The organism is Pseudomonas sp. S06B 330 (genome assembly GCF_002845275.2).
In the GTDB taxonomy this organism is placed as follows: Bacteria; Pseudomonadota; Gammaproteobacteria; order Pseudomonadales; family Pseudomonadaceae; genus Aquipseudomonas.
On sequence record NZ_CP088149.1, the window covers coordinates 4,861,242 to 4,877,143 of the forward strand.

Below are 15,902 nucleotides of genomic sequence, written 5' to 3' on the forward strand. Positions count from 1 at the left end.
TCACTGCTCACGCTCGAGCAACAAACCGTAGAGTCCCGAATCGGATAATTCGCCCGCCACACACCAACGTTCGCGAAGCACGCCTTCAAGGACAAAGCCCAGGCGCTCCAGGGTCCGTGCTGAAGCGCTGTTGCGCGGGTCGATCTCGGCCTCCAGGCGACGCATTTTCAGGTCCCGCGCCAGGTATTGAACGAAGTGTTCAAGCGCTTCGCCCATAAAGCCCTGCCCCTGGGCATTGCCGGCCAGGCAGTAGCCGATTTCGCCACGGCGCGAGTCACTCTCGAAGTTGGAACACTGGCACATGCCGATCAGCGCATTGCTGTCACGGCGATAGATACCCAGCTTGAGCAACTGGCCCTGATGGTAGCCTTCACGGTCAGCCTCCAGTGCTGCCTGAGCCTGAGCCAGTTCATTCCAAGGAGCATGATTCCAGAAGCGCATGACCTGCGGATCGGCCATGATCGCCAGCCAAGCAGCAGCATCCTCTGCGCGCATGGGCCGCAACTGCAGACGTGGGCTTTCAAGGCAAAGCTCAAGAGGAAATGCGTGGGAATACGACACGAGTAGAACTCCTGTTCTGGTCGAAGAGCCGCACAGTCTACCGCAAGGTTGCCAGGCGCTGGTTGTGAGTACAGCGGCCTGGCTGTATAGCCTTCAGGCTACTTCCGCCCCCTCATGTGGCCAGATCGGCTCGTTGGCCTCCAGCGGTGGCAAGCCATAGGCAGCCCGGGCTGCGTCGCAACTGGGGTTGTGCTGACCATCGACCCAGGATGCCTCGAATTCGCGACAAGGGCTGGAGCGCTGCTCATAAAGGCCACAACTGACCCCTTTACCTATTTCACCCTCAAGACCAATGCAACGGCAGGGTTTGCTGTCGGTGCCAATCATCGCCACTCGGGTTGGATTGATCTGCACCACCAGATCGTCGGGCACCAAGCCTCCCGCCGATGTGCACTCACCCCAGAAAAAAGACACACGGAAAAACCCGCAGCAGGCGCCGCAGTTCAAACAAGGATTATGTTCGGACATGATAAGGAGACGGGGGGGTAAGTTTATCGTTATTGGGAGAAAACCCGCCGCCATTCTATGCTTCGCCAGCGCTTTGAGAAGGGGGCACCTGCAGAAATATCGCGTCTCTGACAGGCGGTTGATTCCGCGTGTTGGTCGCTCAAAATCCTGAAGTAAAGAAAATTCGCACAGATGCTTAGGACGCATCCTGCATCAATTCCCATGTCGCCTTGTTAGCGTGCTCGAAAAATTGAGCTTGCTCAGGCAATGGCTTGCGCATCGCCTTTTGCTTTCCCTTTCAGCTTAAGGATAAGTGTATGTTCGCACCGGCCAATGCTGCGCTTTTCGAGCTACAGATCCCCACGGTTCGCAACGACTTCAAAGTGCTGGCTTTCAGCGGTACTGAAGCCATTAGTTGCTTGTATGCGATCAGCGTCGAGCTGGTCAGCGAGTACCCTGATTTCGATCTGGAAAGCCTGCTCGGTCAGCCGGCGTTCCTGCGCTTTGGCTTGCAGGGTGAAGGGGTTCACGGGCATATCGAAGATGTTCTGGTTGGCGAATCCGGCAGGCGCCTGACCCGCTATCAGCTGACCTTGGTGCCCGCGCTGCACTACTTGCAATTCAGCTACAACCAGCGGATTTTCCAGCAACTGACGGTGCCGCAGATCGTTGCCCAGGTGCTCAAGGGCCATGGCATTCAGGCCGATGCTTTTGTCTTTCATGTCCGCACCAGCCCTGAACGTGAATACTGCACTCAATATTTTGAAAGCGACTACGAGCTGATCCGGCGGCTGTGCAGTGAAGACGGGATTGCCTGGCATCACCAACACAGCCCGGATGGCCACTTACTGGTCTTCACCGACGACCAGACGTTTTTCCCCAAGCTCGGCGCAACGCCGTATCAGCAAGGCGGTGGTCTGGTGGCCGATCACCCGGTCATCAGCCAGTTCTCCCGGCGCTTCAGCACCCGCACCAGCACGGTCACGCGCTGCGGCTATGACTTCCAGCGGCCAAGCCTGCTGCTGGAGAGCCAGTTCACCGCCGAGTTCAGCCCGGAGCTTGAGGACTACCGCTACCCGTTGTCGATGGACACCGAGAGCCTTGGCAGACAACGCTCCCGCCAGGCCCTGGAGCGGCACCGCTGTGACTACCAGTTGGCCGAAGGTCAAAGTGACCAACCATTTCTGCGCAGCGGCCACTTCTTCGACCTGACCGAGCACCCGCGTAAAGACAGCAACGACTTGTGGCTCTTGCTTAGCGTCACCCATGAAGGTAAACAGCCGCAGGTGCTTGAGGAGTCAGTCAGCAGCGACAGCCAACCCGAAGACGGCTTCAGCCAAGGCTATCGCAACAGCTTCAGCGCTATTCCCTGGAACGTGTTCTACCGGCCACCGCTGGTCACCCGCAACGCCGTACTGGTCAGCCAGACCGCCCGGGTTACCGGGCCGGCCGGGGAAGAAATCTTCTGCGATGAATACGGGCGGGTCAAAGTCGAGTTCCACTGGGACCGTACCGAACTGAACAGCGACAAGAGCAGTTGCTGGCTACGGGTAGCGTCCAGCTGGGCTGGACAGGGTTTTGGCGCGGTGACCCTCCCGCGCATCGGCATGGAAGTGCTGGTCACCTACCTGGAAGGTGATCCCGACCAGCCGTTGATTACCGGTTGCGTACCCAACAGGCTCACACCGCAGCCCTACCCGTTGCCCGCGAACAAAACCAAGACCGTGCTGCGCAGCCGCAGCTCGCCTGACAACGGTGGCTACAACGAACTGTCGATTGAGGACCGCAAAGGCCAGGAGTTGATCTACCTGCGTGCCCAGCGCGACCTGGAGCAAAAGGTCGAGAATGACAGCCGCCTGGAAGTCGGTAACGAGCGCCGGGAAACCATCAAGGGCAACAGCATTGCGGTACTGGAAGCTGAAGACCAGCGCACGGTGAGCGCTGACCGAAAAGTTGAGCTCAAAGCCAACGACTATTTGCACATTGCCGACAGCAGCCATACCCGCATCGGACAAACGCTGGCGATTGAAGCCGGTCAGCAACTGCACCTCAAAGCAGGGGCCCAGGTGATCCTCGATGCCGGCGCCAGCATCACCTTGAAAGGCGGTGACCAGCACATCGTGATCGGTCCTGGGGGAATTTTCAGCAGCGTACCGATAGTCATCGGCGGCGTACCAGCAGCGGCGATGCCTGCGGTGTCGGCGATGCCTGTGGCCGCGCTGACAACCAGCGTCAGCGCCGTCCCCATGGAAGCCCTGCTCAAACAAAACGCGGTTTTCCGTGAGGCCAGCTCTGGCATTTGTCCGGTGTGTGATGCCGCCCAACAACAGCTGGACACCGAGGAGCTACACGCATGACGTCCATGCCCCCGACCAAGGGACTCCTCCTGCTTGACGGTGCCCAGTATGACGATGCCTTTGATTGGCTGAACCAACACTACGGTTCAGACAATCCCCGCCCCCTGTTCAAGGGAACCCCATACGAACCCATTGCCGGGGCCGGACCATTTTTACTCGATGCCTCATTCGGCAGTGCCGCCTATAGCGCGTGGTGGGGCGGCGGCGATTTGCAGCACGGTGTATGGCTGGCCACTGTTAAAAGCGCCCACCAATTACTGCCAATCCTGCAACGGCGCTTACGCATTTTTGATGAGCAGCAAGGCGAATATTGGTTACGCCTGGCTGATGGCCCCGTACTCAATCGCGCCCACTTGGCCGGTGCCCAATGGCCTGCTGGCTTCTGGTTTGGCGTGGATAGCGTCTGGCTGAGACACAACGGCGCCTCGGTGTGCGCCTGGACGAACGAAGCGCCTGAGCGTGATGTTGCTCCGGCAGATAAAGGTCTAGCGGCACAAATCACCTTGCCCAACGCGCTCATGCACGCGCTCAGCCTGCCGGCCAACACGGAACAACCTTCATGAGTCAATCTATTCAAGCGCCATACGGGACGTGCCCGCTTTTCGCTGCGGTGTTGCCGCTGCGCTATGCCTTGGGGCCCACGGCAGCTGTCGATGTCAGTGCCTATGAGTTGCCGCCTCTAAACGGTCAGTTTCCCGAGCTTGGCCCGCGTCATCCTGACCTGAGCGAGCAAGACCTGAACTACACCTCACGCTTGCTGCGTGATGGTTGGCTCTACGTTTGGGAGAGCACACCCCCCAAGTTGGTGGAGTACCAGGTCGAATCAGCTCAACTCACCCAAACCTCACGGGCAGGACGGGTAGTTGATACCCGGACGCAACCCCACCTACTGCTCAGAGCGGGCGCGTCGGCCGGTTTGGTGTGGTCACCGGTTCGTTGGAGTGAGCCGCAGTACCAGGCCGCCAAACACGACCCTGCTGTGCGTCAGCGCATCATGCGTACGTTTGTGCCGGGAGTGGCGCCGCTCAGTGGCCAAATTGGCGCGATCAAAACGCATATTGGCGAATACAGCGATGCCACGCGCTACGGCTGGAGCAGTGAGCCTGCAACGGAACACGCACCCGCCTGGCCGAACATGCTCCGGCAAATGACACGTTGCGAACAGCAGACTTACGCACTAATCGATGACGCATGGGGTGTGCTGCTCGATCTCGCCGCACTAATGCGCGCGCGCAAGGCAGGATTTGACAACTATAAGGAACATCACGCCGAAGAGTGGGCCATTGCAGGTGTTTTAAAGTCGTTGATGGACAGTGATGAGCAATTGAAATCGCAGTTGCGCTTGATCACCCGCTATGAGGAGTTGAACCGCGTCTGGGACGACCAGAACACCCAAGAATACAACTATACCGTCGACATGCGCCGACTGGCGCAGCTCTGGGTCGACTGGTTCAACACCGTGCAAGTGAATGGCCCGTCCAGTATGGACACCGCCTGCGGCCACTTCGACATCACGCTGCCAGCCAGTCGCGAGGCATTGGAATTGCACTTCGCTGCTGCCTGCCTGGGCCCGGCCAGTACCAGTACAGGCGCCAAAGCCATAACCTTGAGCCTTGAAGGTAATGCGCAAGGCAAACCCTGGTTGCTCTGGGCATTGCTTGGGTTAACCAAGAGGCTTGGCATTGGTGAAATAAAATACCTGATCGATCTGAGTGATGCGGCTCACGACAATGGAGCCTCAATCAAAGAGGGCATCACTCAACTGACGAAAGCCGTTGGTTATGCAGAGGCGCTGAACAAGACGGCTGAAAAGCTCGCTCAACTTGCTCCGGCCTCCAGCATGGAAACCTTGTTTCTATCCCTCGCGCCTGCTGCCGGGCTGCACTTGCACCAAGCGGAAAATGCCGCCAGCACTGCCGGACGCATTTACATGGCCGCCGCGTTGGCCCGCAGTGATCAGCGCATTCAGACCTTGGGCGTTACACCGCGGCAACTGGGCGAGTGGTACAGCGACCTGATAGGCACCCGCAACACACTGCCCGCCAGACTCAACGTCGCCCCCTTAGCCAGTGCGGTGAGCGAAAGCATTCCGTTTATGCACCTGGTACCGGCGAGTACCAAACTGCCACCACTGCCGGTCAACCTCGCCGCGGGCGCTGATCTGGGCAGTGTGTTTGATTTGAAAAGTGCATTGAGTAAGGCACCGGTCAAGTCGATTGTGACGTTGGTGGCTGGGGTGAATTTTGTTTGGACGGCGGGGCAGTTTGCCGGTAATCAATCAGTTAAAGGAGGACTCGGGGTAGCAGCGGCCCTAATTGGTGTCGGTGCTGCAGGTGCAGGCGTAATTCAGCGAGTGGCAGAGGTAAATTGGGCTTCAGTTGTCCGGCAGAGCGGTAGCACCTCAACTACTTCTCGGCTACTTTTGGCCAAGACTATGGGGGTCACCGCCAATACTGCTTTGGCGCAAGGTATCCTTCTGGCGTTTGACGTCGTGCTTTATGGGGTTGATGCCTTTGAGGCCTACAAAACGGGCGACTTTGACACCATGACCGCGAACTTGGTAGTGGTTGGCGCTTCTCTGGCCAGCATCAAGATTCAGCTCCATGCATTCCGCGCATTGCGGGCCGCACGAGCCGCGGTGATAGCCGGGGATGCAGCGACGATTGCCAGAGGACTCAACGTAGTACCACACCTTGGCGCCAAACTACTGGGACTCACAGTGGTAATTGTAGGTGGGGTCCTTGCACGTCTTTACACAGCAGACTCGGCGCTTGAAAAATGGGTGAAAAATTGCCGCTTTGGTATCCGCCCGGACAACACATGGTCTAGCAGCTACATCCTTTCTATGGACAATCTATACCCCATTCTGTTCCCCATCAGCTTTGACGCTTACCGGCTGACAGAAATGCACCCTTATCAAGGGCAAGTTACCTCTACGTATCTGATGCTGAACTTGCCAGGGGAAAATATTTTGCTTACCGACGCCATGCTTCATTTCACCGGCCAAGAAGTTTGGGGCGACACCCTCGGGTATTACGCCGATCAAATCAGAAAGGTCGAGTGGACAGGTAAAGACTTTGCTCAGCATAGCGGTACCCGCATTCCTGTGCCAGCCGGCATAACCCGTTATCGCCGCGTTTACCATGAGGACGGTGTTAGAGACTTGCGGCGTATAGAGGGCGAATTAATTTATTCCCCACACGAAGGGCTAACGCTGCCTGCGGTGAAAATCACGGAGCGAGCATGGATATGAATGCGCCAGAACAACCACGAAATAGCCCAACGTCCACAGTAATACTTGCGGCGGACAAACCGACGGGGGAACAGCCGATGGAGTTGTTTATCGTCGATGAGCACACCGAAAACTATTTGTCATTGCAAGCGGGTGGGGAGTCTAATCGAGGGTCGCTTTCTGGGCTTGCTGGATGGGTTTTTATCGGAGGTTTGGGTGTAGGCGTCTACAGCCTATTGCAAACTGCTGAACCAACAGGGTTGTACATCATGCTTGGAATTTGCCTTCCGATGTTTTTGGCACCATTCCTATGGGAAACCCTACGCCCCCTTCCCCTCCCCATTCTATTTAACCGCCGCACTCGTGAAGTGTACTTCGACCACGATGGCGAGCTATTCCACACCCCTTGGGACAGTATTACTGCTGTTGCCAACGAGTTCCAGCTGATTGGCCCCCAAATCGGTAGCATTCGGAACGCTTCACTGGAAATCAGGGTGTCCAAATTTGAAGAGCCTGAGACAGCTCTGATGATCAGTCTGGGGGCGCCCTTCGGAAAATCACTCGCGTTGCAAAAAGGCTTTTGGGAATACCTCCGCTCCTATATGAATAACGGTCCTTACTTCGACGAACACGGTAACCACAGTGAATCGGATGTATTCATAAAAAGCCAACTGGCCGTACGATTCAAAATGAGCGACAGCTTTAAAAATACCCTAGCACAAATAAAACAGGCGAAAAAGGAAGCCGGAGGTAGAAACTACTTAAGCGGTAGTGATGTTGCAATGCTGATACTCGAACCTATGTTTTACCCTTGGGCCAGAATCCAGGATCTCACCTACAACATTGCAAAGCGCCGCTCCCGCAATCTCTGGCCAAGCGTTGTTACTGAGCGCTTGAAATCCAATGGCCCTACCACACGCCTTGTTGATATTGAATGAAGTGGGTATTAACTCGCCAGAACAATCCCAATACAGCTCCTCACCTACTGTAATACTTGAGGCGGACAAATCGACGGGGGAACAGCCGATGGAGTTGTTTATCGTCGATGAGCACACGGAGCATTATTTAACTTTGCTAGCAGGCGGAGATTCTGATCGAGGGCTGTTAACAGGAGTATTAGGGGGAGCCGGTGGATGTGCATCGGTGGGTCTTACTCTAATGCTGGCTATGCAAGGTATTTTCGACCCCATCATGCTTACTCTCGGTATTTGTTTATTTCTAGTGCCATTCCTATGGGAAACCTTACGTCCATTACCCCTCCCTATCCTGTTCAATCGCCGCACCCGCGAAGTATATTTCGATCATGACGGCGAACTATTCCACACCCCGTGGGACAGTATTTCCGCCGTGGCCAATGAGTTTCAGCTCGCTGGCGCCCAAATCGGTAGTATGCAAAGCGCTTCGCTTGAAATTCGAGTGTGTAAATTTAAACAACCGGAAAAGGCCTTGATGATTAGCCTCGGCGCACCCTTTGGGAAGTCACTGGCGATGCAAAAAAGCTTCTGGGAGTACATCCGTGCCTACATGAACAACGGCCCTTACTTCGACGAACATGGAAATCATAGCGAATCTGATTCGTTCGTAAAAAGCCAGTTGGCCGTAAGATTCAAAATGAGCGATAGCTTCAAACACACACTGGCGCAGATAAAACAGGCGAAAAAAGAGGCAGGCGGAAGGAACTATTTAGGCGCTAGTGATGTTGCAAAGCTGATACTCGAACCAATGCTTTACCCCCTTGATCGGATCAAGGAATTCACCTACAACATTGCAAAGCGCCGTTCCCGTAATCTCTGGCCAAGCGTTGTTACTGAGCGCTTGAAATCCAATGGCCCCACCACGCGCCTTGTTGATCTTGAATGAATTGGATATGAGCACGTCAGAACAATCCCAATACAGCCCCTCACCCACGGTAATACTTGAGGCGAACAAATCGACGGGGGAACAGCCGATGGAGTTGTTTATCGTCGATGAGCACACCGAGCATTATTTGGCTTTACAAGCAGGCGGTGACTTTGATCGAGGATTACTGACAGGCGTGTTAGGTGGAATGGGTGGCTGCGCAATGATCGGGCTTGGCCTTATAGGGGCATTACAAGGAAAGTTCGACATCACCTATATGACGTTTTCTATAGGCATACCTTTATTACTGGTGCCATTCCTATGGGAAATCCTACGCCCCCTACCTCTCCCCATTCTTTTCAACCGCCGCACCCGTGAAGTGTATTTCGATCACAATGGCGAACTATTCCACTCCCCTTGGGATGGAATTTCCGCGGTGGCCAATGAGTTCCAGCTGGTGGGCCCCCAGATCGGTGCCATGCAAAGTGCTTCGCTTGAAGTTCGAGTGCGGAAGTTCAAACAGCCGGATACGGCTTTAATGATCAGCCTCGGCGCGCCCTTTGGAAAGTCAATGGCGATGCAAAAAGGCTTTTGGGAATACATCCGTGCCTACATGAATAACGGCCCTTATTTCGACGAGCACGGCAATCACAGTGAGTCCGATGCCTTTGTGAAAAGTCAACTAGCTGTACGCCCCAAAATGAGCGACAGCTTTAGAAGGACATGCAAACAAATAAAGCAGGCGAAACAAGAGGCAGGCGGCAAAAATTACTTGAGTGGCCATCATGTTATAAAGCTGCTAGTTGAGCCTATTTTGTATCCTCAGGATCGAATCCAGGAACTCACTTACAGCATTGCAAAACGCCGCTCCCGCAACCGCTGGCCGAGCCTTGTGACTGAGCGTTTGAAAGCCAATGGCCCCACCACGCGCCTTGTTGATCTTGAATGAAATGAATATGAGCACGCCAGAACAATCCCAATACCGTCCCTCACCCACGGTAATACTTGAGGCGGACAAATCGACGGGAGAAAAGCCAATCGAGTTGTTTATCGTCGACGAGCACACCGAGCATTACTTGACTATACAAGCAGGCGATGAATCCAATCGAGGATTGCTGACAGGCATATTGACAGGAATAGGGGGGATAGGAGGGATAGGGTTGGGGCTGTTAAGTTTTTTGCAAAGTGGTGATCTTAAAGAGCTAAATATAATGCTCGCTATGTGCACACCTATGTGCGTAATACCTTTTCTATGGGAAACCTTACGCCCCCTTCCTCTCTCCATTCTGTTCAACCGCCGCACCCGCGAAGTGTACTTCGACCACGACGGCGAATTATTCCATGCTCCGTGGGACGGTATTGTTGCCATAGCCAATGAGTTTCAGATAGTTGGAGCTCAAATCGGAAGCATTCAAAACGCATCACTGGAAATCAGGGTGTGGAAATTCGAAGAACCGGAAACAGCGCTGATGATCAGCCTTGGGGCGCCGTTCGGAAAATCACTGGCGTTGCAAAAAGGCTTTTGGGAATACATCCGTTCCTATATGAACAACGGCCCTTATTTCGACGAGCACGGCAATCACAGTGAGTCCGATACTTTTGTAAAAAGTCAACTGGCCATTCGCCCCAAAATGAGCGACAGTTTTAAAGAGACAAGAGAAGAAATAAAGCAGGCAAAACGAGAGATGGGCGGCAAGAACTACTTGAGCGGTCATGACGTTATAAAACTAATATTGGGAGCTATGTTTTATCCCCAGGATCGAATCCAGGAATTCACCTACAGCATTGCAAAACGCCGTTCACGTAATCTTTGGCCAAGCGTTGTTACTGAGCGTTTGAAAGCCAATGGCCCCACCACGCGCCTTGTTGATCTTGAATGAAATGTGTATGAGCTCGCCAGAACAATCCCAATACAGCCCCTCACCCACGGTAATACTTGAGGCGCACAAATCGACGGGAGAACAGCCGATGGAGTTGTTTATCGTTGACGAGCACACGGAGCATTATCTGGCTTTGCTAGCAGGCGGTGACTTTTATCGAGGACTCCTGACAGGAGTATTAGGCGGCATAGGTGGATGCGCATCGCTGGGACTTACCTTAATACTGGCGATGCAAGGTATTTTCGACCCCATCATGCTTACTCTCGGTCTTTGTTTTTTTCTGGTGCCATTCCTATGGGAAACCCTACGACCCCTACCTCTCCCCATCCTGTTCAACCGACGAACCCGCGAAGTGTACTTCGATCACAACGGCGAATTATTCCACTCTCCGTGGGATGGTATTGTCGCCATAGCCAATGAGTTTCAGATAGTTGGAGCTCAAATCGGAAGCATTCAAAACGCATCACTGGAAATCAGGGTGTGGAAATTCGAAGAACCGGAAACAGCGTTGATGATCAGCCTTGGGGCGCCCTTCGGAAAGTCACTGGCGCTGCAAAAAGGATTTTGGGAATACATCCGCTCCTATATGAACAACGGCCCTTATTTCGATGAACACGGCAATCATAGCGATTCGGATGCGTTCGTAAAAAGCCAGCTGGCCGTACGATTCAAAATGAGCGACAGCTTTAAAAACACCCTGGCGAAAATAAAGCAGGCGAAACAGCACGCAGGCGGCAGAAACTACTTAAGTGGCAATGATTTTTTAAAGTTGATAATAGAGCCTATCTTTTACCCCTTGGCAAAAATAAAGGAACTCACTTACAGCATCGCAAAAAGCCGCACCCGTAACCTTTGGCCGAGCCTTGTTACTGAGCGTTTGAAAGCCAATGGCCCCACCACGCGTCTTGTTGATCTGGAATGTGAGAAAGGAGCATAAGCTGAATGCAAAACAGTGATAGGGAAAACTCAAATCCGATATCCGAAGTTCAGGCTCCACCTGACTATCACCGATGCCTGCCCGTCGAGCTGCACAGCCTAGCGGATGCCTTCATCCATTATCTGCATGAGCTTCCCAATAGCTCACCAGCCAAGTGCCCGGAGTGCGGTCATCCACACTTCCGGCTGGATACCCGGCCAAACCTGCGCCTGCCCTTCTACCGCTGCATAGCGTGCAATAAAGGCTTCAACTGCCTAACGAAGCACCCGTTCTCGAACTATGGCCTGATGCACTTATGGTCGCTCTATGGCCATTACTTGTTAGCGGGTTGGCCTATGCTCGCCACTGCCAAAGCGATGGCTATTTCCCCCAGTACCACAACACGCTGGATCAAGCCTTGCCGGGCGGTGATGGCCAAAGAGTTTCCGGCGCTGTATCACTGGTGGTCTGCGCGACAAGATCGCACCAACCTGGAACCACCCGCGCATATTGCCGCTCAAGCCCAGGCGTTCATGGGTAAGTTAGAGCACTTGCTGACCACTCGGCAGGCCGTCTGCCCGAAGTGTGGCTCGCCTGATATGCAGCGAATTGATCAGCGACGCCCTAACTTCCGCTGTCCTGGCTGCTGGACCACGGTGAGCTTAATTAAAGGCACGTTGCTGTGCCGATTGGGCTATCCAGAACACTGGCTGGGCTTTGCCCAAGGGCTGATCAATGGCGAGAGCATTGTCGATTTGCAGCGACGCACTGGACTTTGCGGAATCGCCTGTAAGCGCTGGCAGGTGCGTTTCATGCAGATGATTAAGCTGCAGGGGCACACCGAGCTTGCTCGATGGATTACCTGGCTACGCAGTCGCCGGGTAAAAGAGGTGAGTGATTTTGTGCGTAACGGTGGCCAGCTGGAGGCTGTCACCGGATCTCGATATTCCGCTGGATCAAAACGGGTTTTTAACACTCCACCCAATCGCCAGCGCAAGTGAAACGCCGTTTCTTGAAGCCTTCAACGCACACGTAAAGCCATATTACTGCAGCCAAGCCCACCCCCACTGAGTGTTGGAGCGGGCTTGTTCCGCGAAGGGTTGCCTTACTTCTGCGCCTTACCTACCCCATCAGCCCGGAACATCTGGCGGATACCGCGCACGGCCTGGCGGATGCGGTCCTGGTTCTCGATCAGGGCAAAACGCACATGGTCGTCACCGTAGTCGCCGAAACCGATCCCCGGCGATACACAGACCTTGGCCTCGGCCAGCAGCTTCTTGGCGAACTCCAGCGAACCCAGGTGCGCGTATTCTTCGGGTATTTTCGCCCAGACGTACATCGACGCCTTGGGGTTCTCGACCATCCAGCCCAGCTCGTGCAAGCCTTTGACCAGCACGTTGCGGCGCTGTCGGTATTGCTCGGCGATATCGCGCACACATTGCTGATCGCCTTCCAAGGCAGCAATAGCGGCTACTTGCAGCGGGGTGAAGGTGCCGTAGTCGTGATAGCTCTTGATCCGCGCCAGGGCGCTGACCAGCTCTGGGTTGCCGACCATAAAACCGATACGCCAGCCAGCCATGTTGTAACTCTTGGACAGGGTGAAGAACTCCACCGCGATGTCTTTGGCACCTGGCACCTGCATGATCGAAGGCGCCTTCCAACCGTCGTAAACGATGTCGGCGTAGGCCAAATCGTGGATGACCAACACATCGTACTGCTTGGCCAGTGCCACAACACGCTCGAAGAAATCCAGCTCGACGCACTGCGCCGTCGGGTTCGAGGGGAAGCCAAGAATCATCATCTTCGGCTTGGGGATCGACTCGCGGATCGCCCGCTCAAGCTCGTTGAAGAAGTCCACACCCGGCACCAGCGGCACCGAACGCACCTGGGCACCGGCAATCACGGCACCGTAGATATGAATCGGATAGCTGGGGTTGGGTACCAACACGGTGTCGCCATGATCCAGGGTGGCAAGCATCAGGTGAGCCAGGCCTTCCTTGGAACCAATGGTAACGATGGCTTCGCTTTCCGGGTCGATCTCGACCTCGTAGCGGTCTTTGTACCACCGCGAAATCGCCCGGCGCAGGCGAGGAATGCCACGGGATGTCGAGTAGCCATGAGTGTCTTCACGCTGGGCGACCTGCACCAGTTTTTCGACGATGTGCGGTGGCGTTGCCCCGTCGGGGTTGCCCATGCTCAGGTCGATGATGTCCTCGCCACGACGGCGTGCAGCCATCTTGAGTTCGGCGGTGATATTGAAGACGTAAGGTGGGAGACGATCTATGCGCGCAAAGCGGCGCGGCGAACCTTGGTCAGCCATGGTTTCCTCGAAGACGTAAGCGCCCGGAACCGTCCGAGCGACGTTGGCCACTGCGGTGGCCGGTGCCAACAATAGAGCCTGGGCGGTATGGCTGTCCAGTCGGCGAAGGAAAACAAATGTGGGCCTACGCCACTGTCAGCGCAGGCCCAACAACGCTTGGCATTCTCCGATGCGGGTCAGCGTATCTCTTTGTATGCCGACGCATCCCATCCAACAGGCGCCGCCAGGGCGCTGCCGGGTTGAAAGGTCGCGCCTTTGACACTGGAGAACGCAACCCCTTTGTCGCCGAGGCTGACCAGGCGCTCATCCTGCTTGGACTCGGTCAGCAGCGTGTAGGAATGCTTGCGCATTGCCTGGTACTTACCATCGTCCCGATTCAGCGCTGCATGGAACGTCTTCAAGTCTTGCTCACTGAGTTTGAGCATTTTGTCCAACTTCACTCCCCAGCGGGTCAGGCACACTTCAGCAAGATGCCGGACAATCAAACCTGGTTCAGCGAGCATTTTGCCACTCGCCGCACCATCCGCCGAAGCATTACCCACCAGCGTCGCATGGCGACCGGGCATCGGATAAACATGGCAACGTGTGCTGGCATGGGTTTTCGGGATCACACAGGAAAAGCCCTTGGAGCGCTCATCACGGGAGAAGAAGCCCACATATTGCTTCACGTTTTCGCCCAACTGCACGCGGTGGCTGTCAAAGTTGCCGATCCCTGGGACGGGGTCGATGGCAAAAATGTTTACAGGAAGCTTTTTCAACTCGCTGTCCGCAAGCAAGGCATTGGCCAGCATATGGCAACTGACGCCACCCCGGCTCCACCCCACCAGGTTGATCTGGGTGGGAATGATGCCATCCTTGCGAAACTGTTTGATGATCTGCTCCTGGAGCATCTGCGGAGTCACCTTACGGTCACCGTAGTTGTAAGTACGCCAGAACCAGGAGGCCGTTGCCGTCGAGCTTGGAATAGGCACACCAGCAGCTTTCAGACGCTGATACTCGTCTTCGCTCAGCTGCTTGCGCTGCCAGGCACTGTGGCCTTTGATGATCTGCAACGCATGCTGAACATTCTCTTCCCAGCCTTTGCCGAACAAGGTCTGGTTCCAGTTGTAATAGCCACCGGGCTCGACGAACAGTTCATCGGCTTGCAGGTTGCCACTGCCAGGCCCATCAACGGCAATCCAATTGGCGTATTGCTTACCCTGATCATTGGCGGCCAGGGTCGAAACCAGCTCGCCATTCCAGAAGTTCGGGTTGGTGTCATCGAAACGATGCGAACCGGTTCCGCAGAAATAAACGGTCAGTACACTCATGTAATTTTCCTCCGTGGATGAGCATTGACGCACTCTATTCACAGAGTCTGTGCGGCAGCAGAGGGCAAGCCTGCCCTGCCCCGGTGCCCACGACACAAACAAAAACGCCCCGGACCTTGCGGCCCGGGGCGTTTTTGTTCAACTCATCACACTCAATGTGCGTAGGTCAGCAACAGCTCAGTCGGCACTTTGGTGTCCAGCGACATCATCACGCTCAAGGCAGTGATGGTGAAGATCGAGAACACGAACAGCTTGCGTGCCCACAACCGATCATCGACAGCCTTGTAGCCGGTCCAGGCCATGTACAGCCAGTACATGCCCATGGCCGCGGCCACGGCCATGTAACTCATGCCTGCGTAACCACCCAGGGTCAACATCAGGGTCGCGACCAGGAACGCCACGATGTACCAGAGGATGTGCTTCTTGGCCACCAGGATGCCACGCTTGACCGGCAATACCGGAATCGAGGCCGCCAGGTAGTCATTGAAGCGGAAGATCGCAATGGCATAGGAATGCGGCATCTGCCAGAGGCTGAACATCACCAGCAGGGTCAAGGCAGCCAGGTCGAAGCTGTTGCTCACGGCGCAGTAGCCGATCACCGGAGGCATGGCACCGGACAGGCTGCCAACCAGGGTGCCGTGCACCGATTTACGCTTCAGGTACAGGCTGTAGAAACCCACGTAGATGATGAAACCGATCAAGCCGAACAACGCCGCCAGGGCATTGGCCTGCACATACAGCAGACCAAGGCCGGCCACCCCGAGCAGGGTGGCGTAGGCCAAGGCGACTTTCAGCGAGATCTGGCCCTGAACCATTGCACGGTTCTTGGTGCGCTCCATCTTGATGTCGATGTCACGGTCGATGCAGTTGTTGAACACGCAACCGGACGCCACCACCAGCGAAGTGCCAATCACCGTGGCCAGGAACAGCATGAAGTCGACATGCCCTTGCGCGGCAAGGAAGAAACCGCCTGCCACAGAAAGCACGTTACCGAAAATGATCCCCGGTTTGGTGATTTGGATAAAGTGCTTAATGGACAT

Annotated in this window: 14 protein-coding genes; 9 read left to right on the plus strand and 5 right to left on the minus strand. The window is 55.2% G+C overall.

Annotation, left to right across the window (positions count from 1 at the left end; genetic code table 11):
- Together CX511_RS21845 and CX511_RS21850 are read right to left on the minus strand one after the other, a co-directional pair.
- On the minus strand, window positions 1-561 hold the full coding sequence (locus CX511_RS21845) for a GNAT family N-acetyltransferase (protein WP_045184505.1): 561 nt from the start codon (window positions 559-561) through the stop codon (window positions 1-3).
- A 93-nt stretch (window positions 562-654) separates the two neighbouring features.
- Window positions 655-1,029: a YkgJ family cysteine cluster protein gene (locus CX511_RS21850; RefSeq protein ID WP_045184501.1), complete on the minus strand. Its 375-nt coding sequence runs from the start codon at window positions 1,027-1,029 to the stop codon at window positions 655-657.
- A 296-nt stretch (window positions 1,030-1,325) separates the two neighbouring features.
- On the opposite strand from CX511_RS21850, the gene CX511_RS21855 reads away from it, so the two are divergent.
- From CX511_RS21855 to CX511_RS21895, 9 genes are all read left to right on the plus strand, one after another.
- Window positions 1,326-3,365 (plus strand): type VI secretion system Vgr family protein, encoded by a 2,040-nt coding sequence (locus CX511_RS21855; protein ID WP_220639092.1) that lies wholly within the window; start codon window positions 1,326-1,328, stop codon window positions 3,363-3,365.
- On the plus strand, window positions 3,362-3,928 hold the full coding sequence (locus CX511_RS21860) for a DUF4123 domain-containing protein (RefSeq protein ID WP_101291817.1): 567 nt from the start codon (window positions 3,362-3,364) through the stop codon (window positions 3,926-3,928). Before CX511_RS21855 ends, CX511_RS21860 begins: the two co-directional genes overlap by 4 nt.
- Complete coding sequence (locus CX511_RS21865) at window positions 3,925-6,618, plus strand: toxin VasX (RefSeq protein WP_101291818.1); 2,694 nt, start codon at window positions 3,925-3,927, stop codon at window positions 6,616-6,618. Before CX511_RS21860 ends, CX511_RS21865 begins: the two co-directional genes overlap by 4 nt.
- The gene (locus CX511_RS21870; RefSeq protein WP_101291819.1) at window positions 6,609-7,535 is read left to right on the plus strand and encodes a hypothetical protein; all 927 of its coding nucleotides are present in this window, start codon (window positions 6,609-6,611) and stop codon (window positions 7,533-7,535) included. The genes CX511_RS21865 and CX511_RS21870 overlap by 10 nt, the downstream gene beginning before the upstream one ends.
- An 88-nt stretch (window positions 7,536-7,623) precedes the next feature.
- Window positions 7,624-8,457 carry a hypothetical protein gene (locus tag CX511_RS21875; protein WP_231353333.1) on the plus strand — a complete coding sequence of 278 codons (834 nt, stop codon included), beginning with the start codon at window positions 7,624-7,626 and terminating at the stop codon, window positions 8,455-8,457.
- Between the two features lie 7 nt (window positions 8,458-8,464).
- Window positions 8,465-9,385, plus strand: a complete 921-nt coding sequence (locus CX511_RS21880; protein ID WP_101291821.1) for a hypothetical protein — start codon at window positions 8,465-8,467, stop codon at window positions 9,383-9,385.
- A gap of 7 nt (window positions 9,386-9,392) precedes the next feature.
- A complete protein-coding gene (locus CX511_RS21885; protein WP_231353335.1) occupies window positions 9,393-10,316 on the plus strand; it encodes a hypothetical protein in 924 nt (307 codons plus the stop codon).
- A 7-nt stretch (window positions 10,317-10,323) separates the two neighbouring features.
- Window positions 10,324-11,253, plus strand: a complete 930-nt coding sequence (locus CX511_RS21890) for a hypothetical protein (protein WP_231353345.1) — start codon at window positions 10,324-10,326, stop codon at window positions 11,251-11,253.
- Between the two features lie 5 nt (window positions 11,254-11,258).
- Window positions 11,259-12,233, plus strand: a complete 975-nt coding sequence (locus CX511_RS21895) for a hypothetical protein (protein ID WP_101292472.1) — start codon at window positions 11,259-11,261, stop codon at window positions 12,231-12,233.
- A gap of 104 nt (window positions 12,234-12,337) precedes the next feature.
- Here CX511_RS21895 and alaC read toward each other — a convergent pair whose 3' ends face one another.
- From alaC to cyoE, 3 genes are all read right to left on the minus strand, one after another.
- A complete protein-coding gene (gene alaC, locus CX511_RS21900; protein ID WP_045188219.1) occupies window positions 12,338-13,552 on the minus strand; it encodes an alanine transaminase in 1,215 nt (404 codons plus the stop codon).
- 176 nt (window positions 13,553-13,728) lie between these two features.
- On the minus strand, window positions 13,729-14,862 hold the full coding sequence (locus CX511_RS21905) for a hypothetical protein (protein ID WP_101292470.1): 1,134 nt from the start codon (window positions 14,860-14,862) through the stop codon (window positions 13,729-13,731).
- Between the two features lie 152 nt (window positions 14,863-15,014).
- Window positions 15,015-15,902, minus strand: a complete 888-nt coding sequence (cyoE, locus tag CX511_RS21910; protein WP_045188208.1) for a heme o synthase — start codon at window positions 15,900-15,902, stop codon at window positions 15,015-15,017.

Excerpts from the sequence above, each read along its gene's own strand:
- CX511_RS21850 (WP_045184501.1), bottom strand. The coding sequence starts at position 1,029 with ATGTCCGAACATAATCCTTGTTTGAACTGCGGCGCCTGCTGCGGGTTT.
- CX511_RS21855 (WP_220639092.1), top strand. The coding sequence starts at position 1,326 with ATGTTCGCACCGGCCAATGCTGCGCTTTTCGAGCTACAGATCCCCACG.
- CX511_RS21860 (WP_101291817.1), top strand. The coding sequence starts at position 3,362 with ATGACGTCCATGCCCCCGACCAAGGGACTCCTCCTGCTTGACGGTGCC.
- CX511_RS21865 (WP_101291818.1), top strand. The coding sequence starts at position 3,925 with ATGAGTCAATCTATTCAAGCGCCATACGGGACGTGCCCGCTTTTCGCT.
- CX511_RS21870 (WP_101291819.1), top strand. The coding sequence starts at position 6,609 with ATGGATATGAATGCGCCAGAACAACCACGAAATAGCCCAACGTCCACA.
- CX511_RS21875 (WP_231353333.1), top strand. The coding sequence starts at position 7,624 with ATGGAGTTGTTTATCGTCGATGAGCACACGGAGCATTATTTAACTTTG.
- CX511_RS21880 (WP_101291821.1), top strand. The coding sequence starts at position 8,465 with ATGAGCACGTCAGAACAATCCCAATACAGCCCCTCACCCACGGTAATA.
- CX511_RS21885 (WP_231353335.1), top strand. The coding sequence starts at position 9,393 with ATGAGCACGCCAGAACAATCCCAATACCGTCCCTCACCCACGGTAATA.
- CX511_RS21890 (WP_231353345.1), top strand. The coding sequence starts at position 10,324 with ATGAGCTCGCCAGAACAATCCCAATACAGCCCCTCACCCACGGTAATA.
- CX511_RS21895 (WP_101292472.1), top strand. The coding sequence starts at position 11,259 with ATGCAAAACAGTGATAGGGAAAACTCAAATCCGATATCCGAAGTTCAG.
- alaC (WP_045188219.1), bottom strand. The coding sequence starts at position 13,552 with ATGGCTGACCAAGGTTCGCCGCGCCGCTTTGCGCGCATAGATCGTCTC.
- CX511_RS21905 (WP_101292470.1), bottom strand. The coding sequence starts at position 14,862 with ATGAGTGTACTGACCGTTTATTTCTGCGGAACCGGTTCGCATCGTTTC.
- cyoE (WP_045188208.1), bottom strand. The coding sequence starts at position 15,902 with ATGTCCATTAAGCACTTTATCCAAATCACCAAACCGGGGATCATTTTC.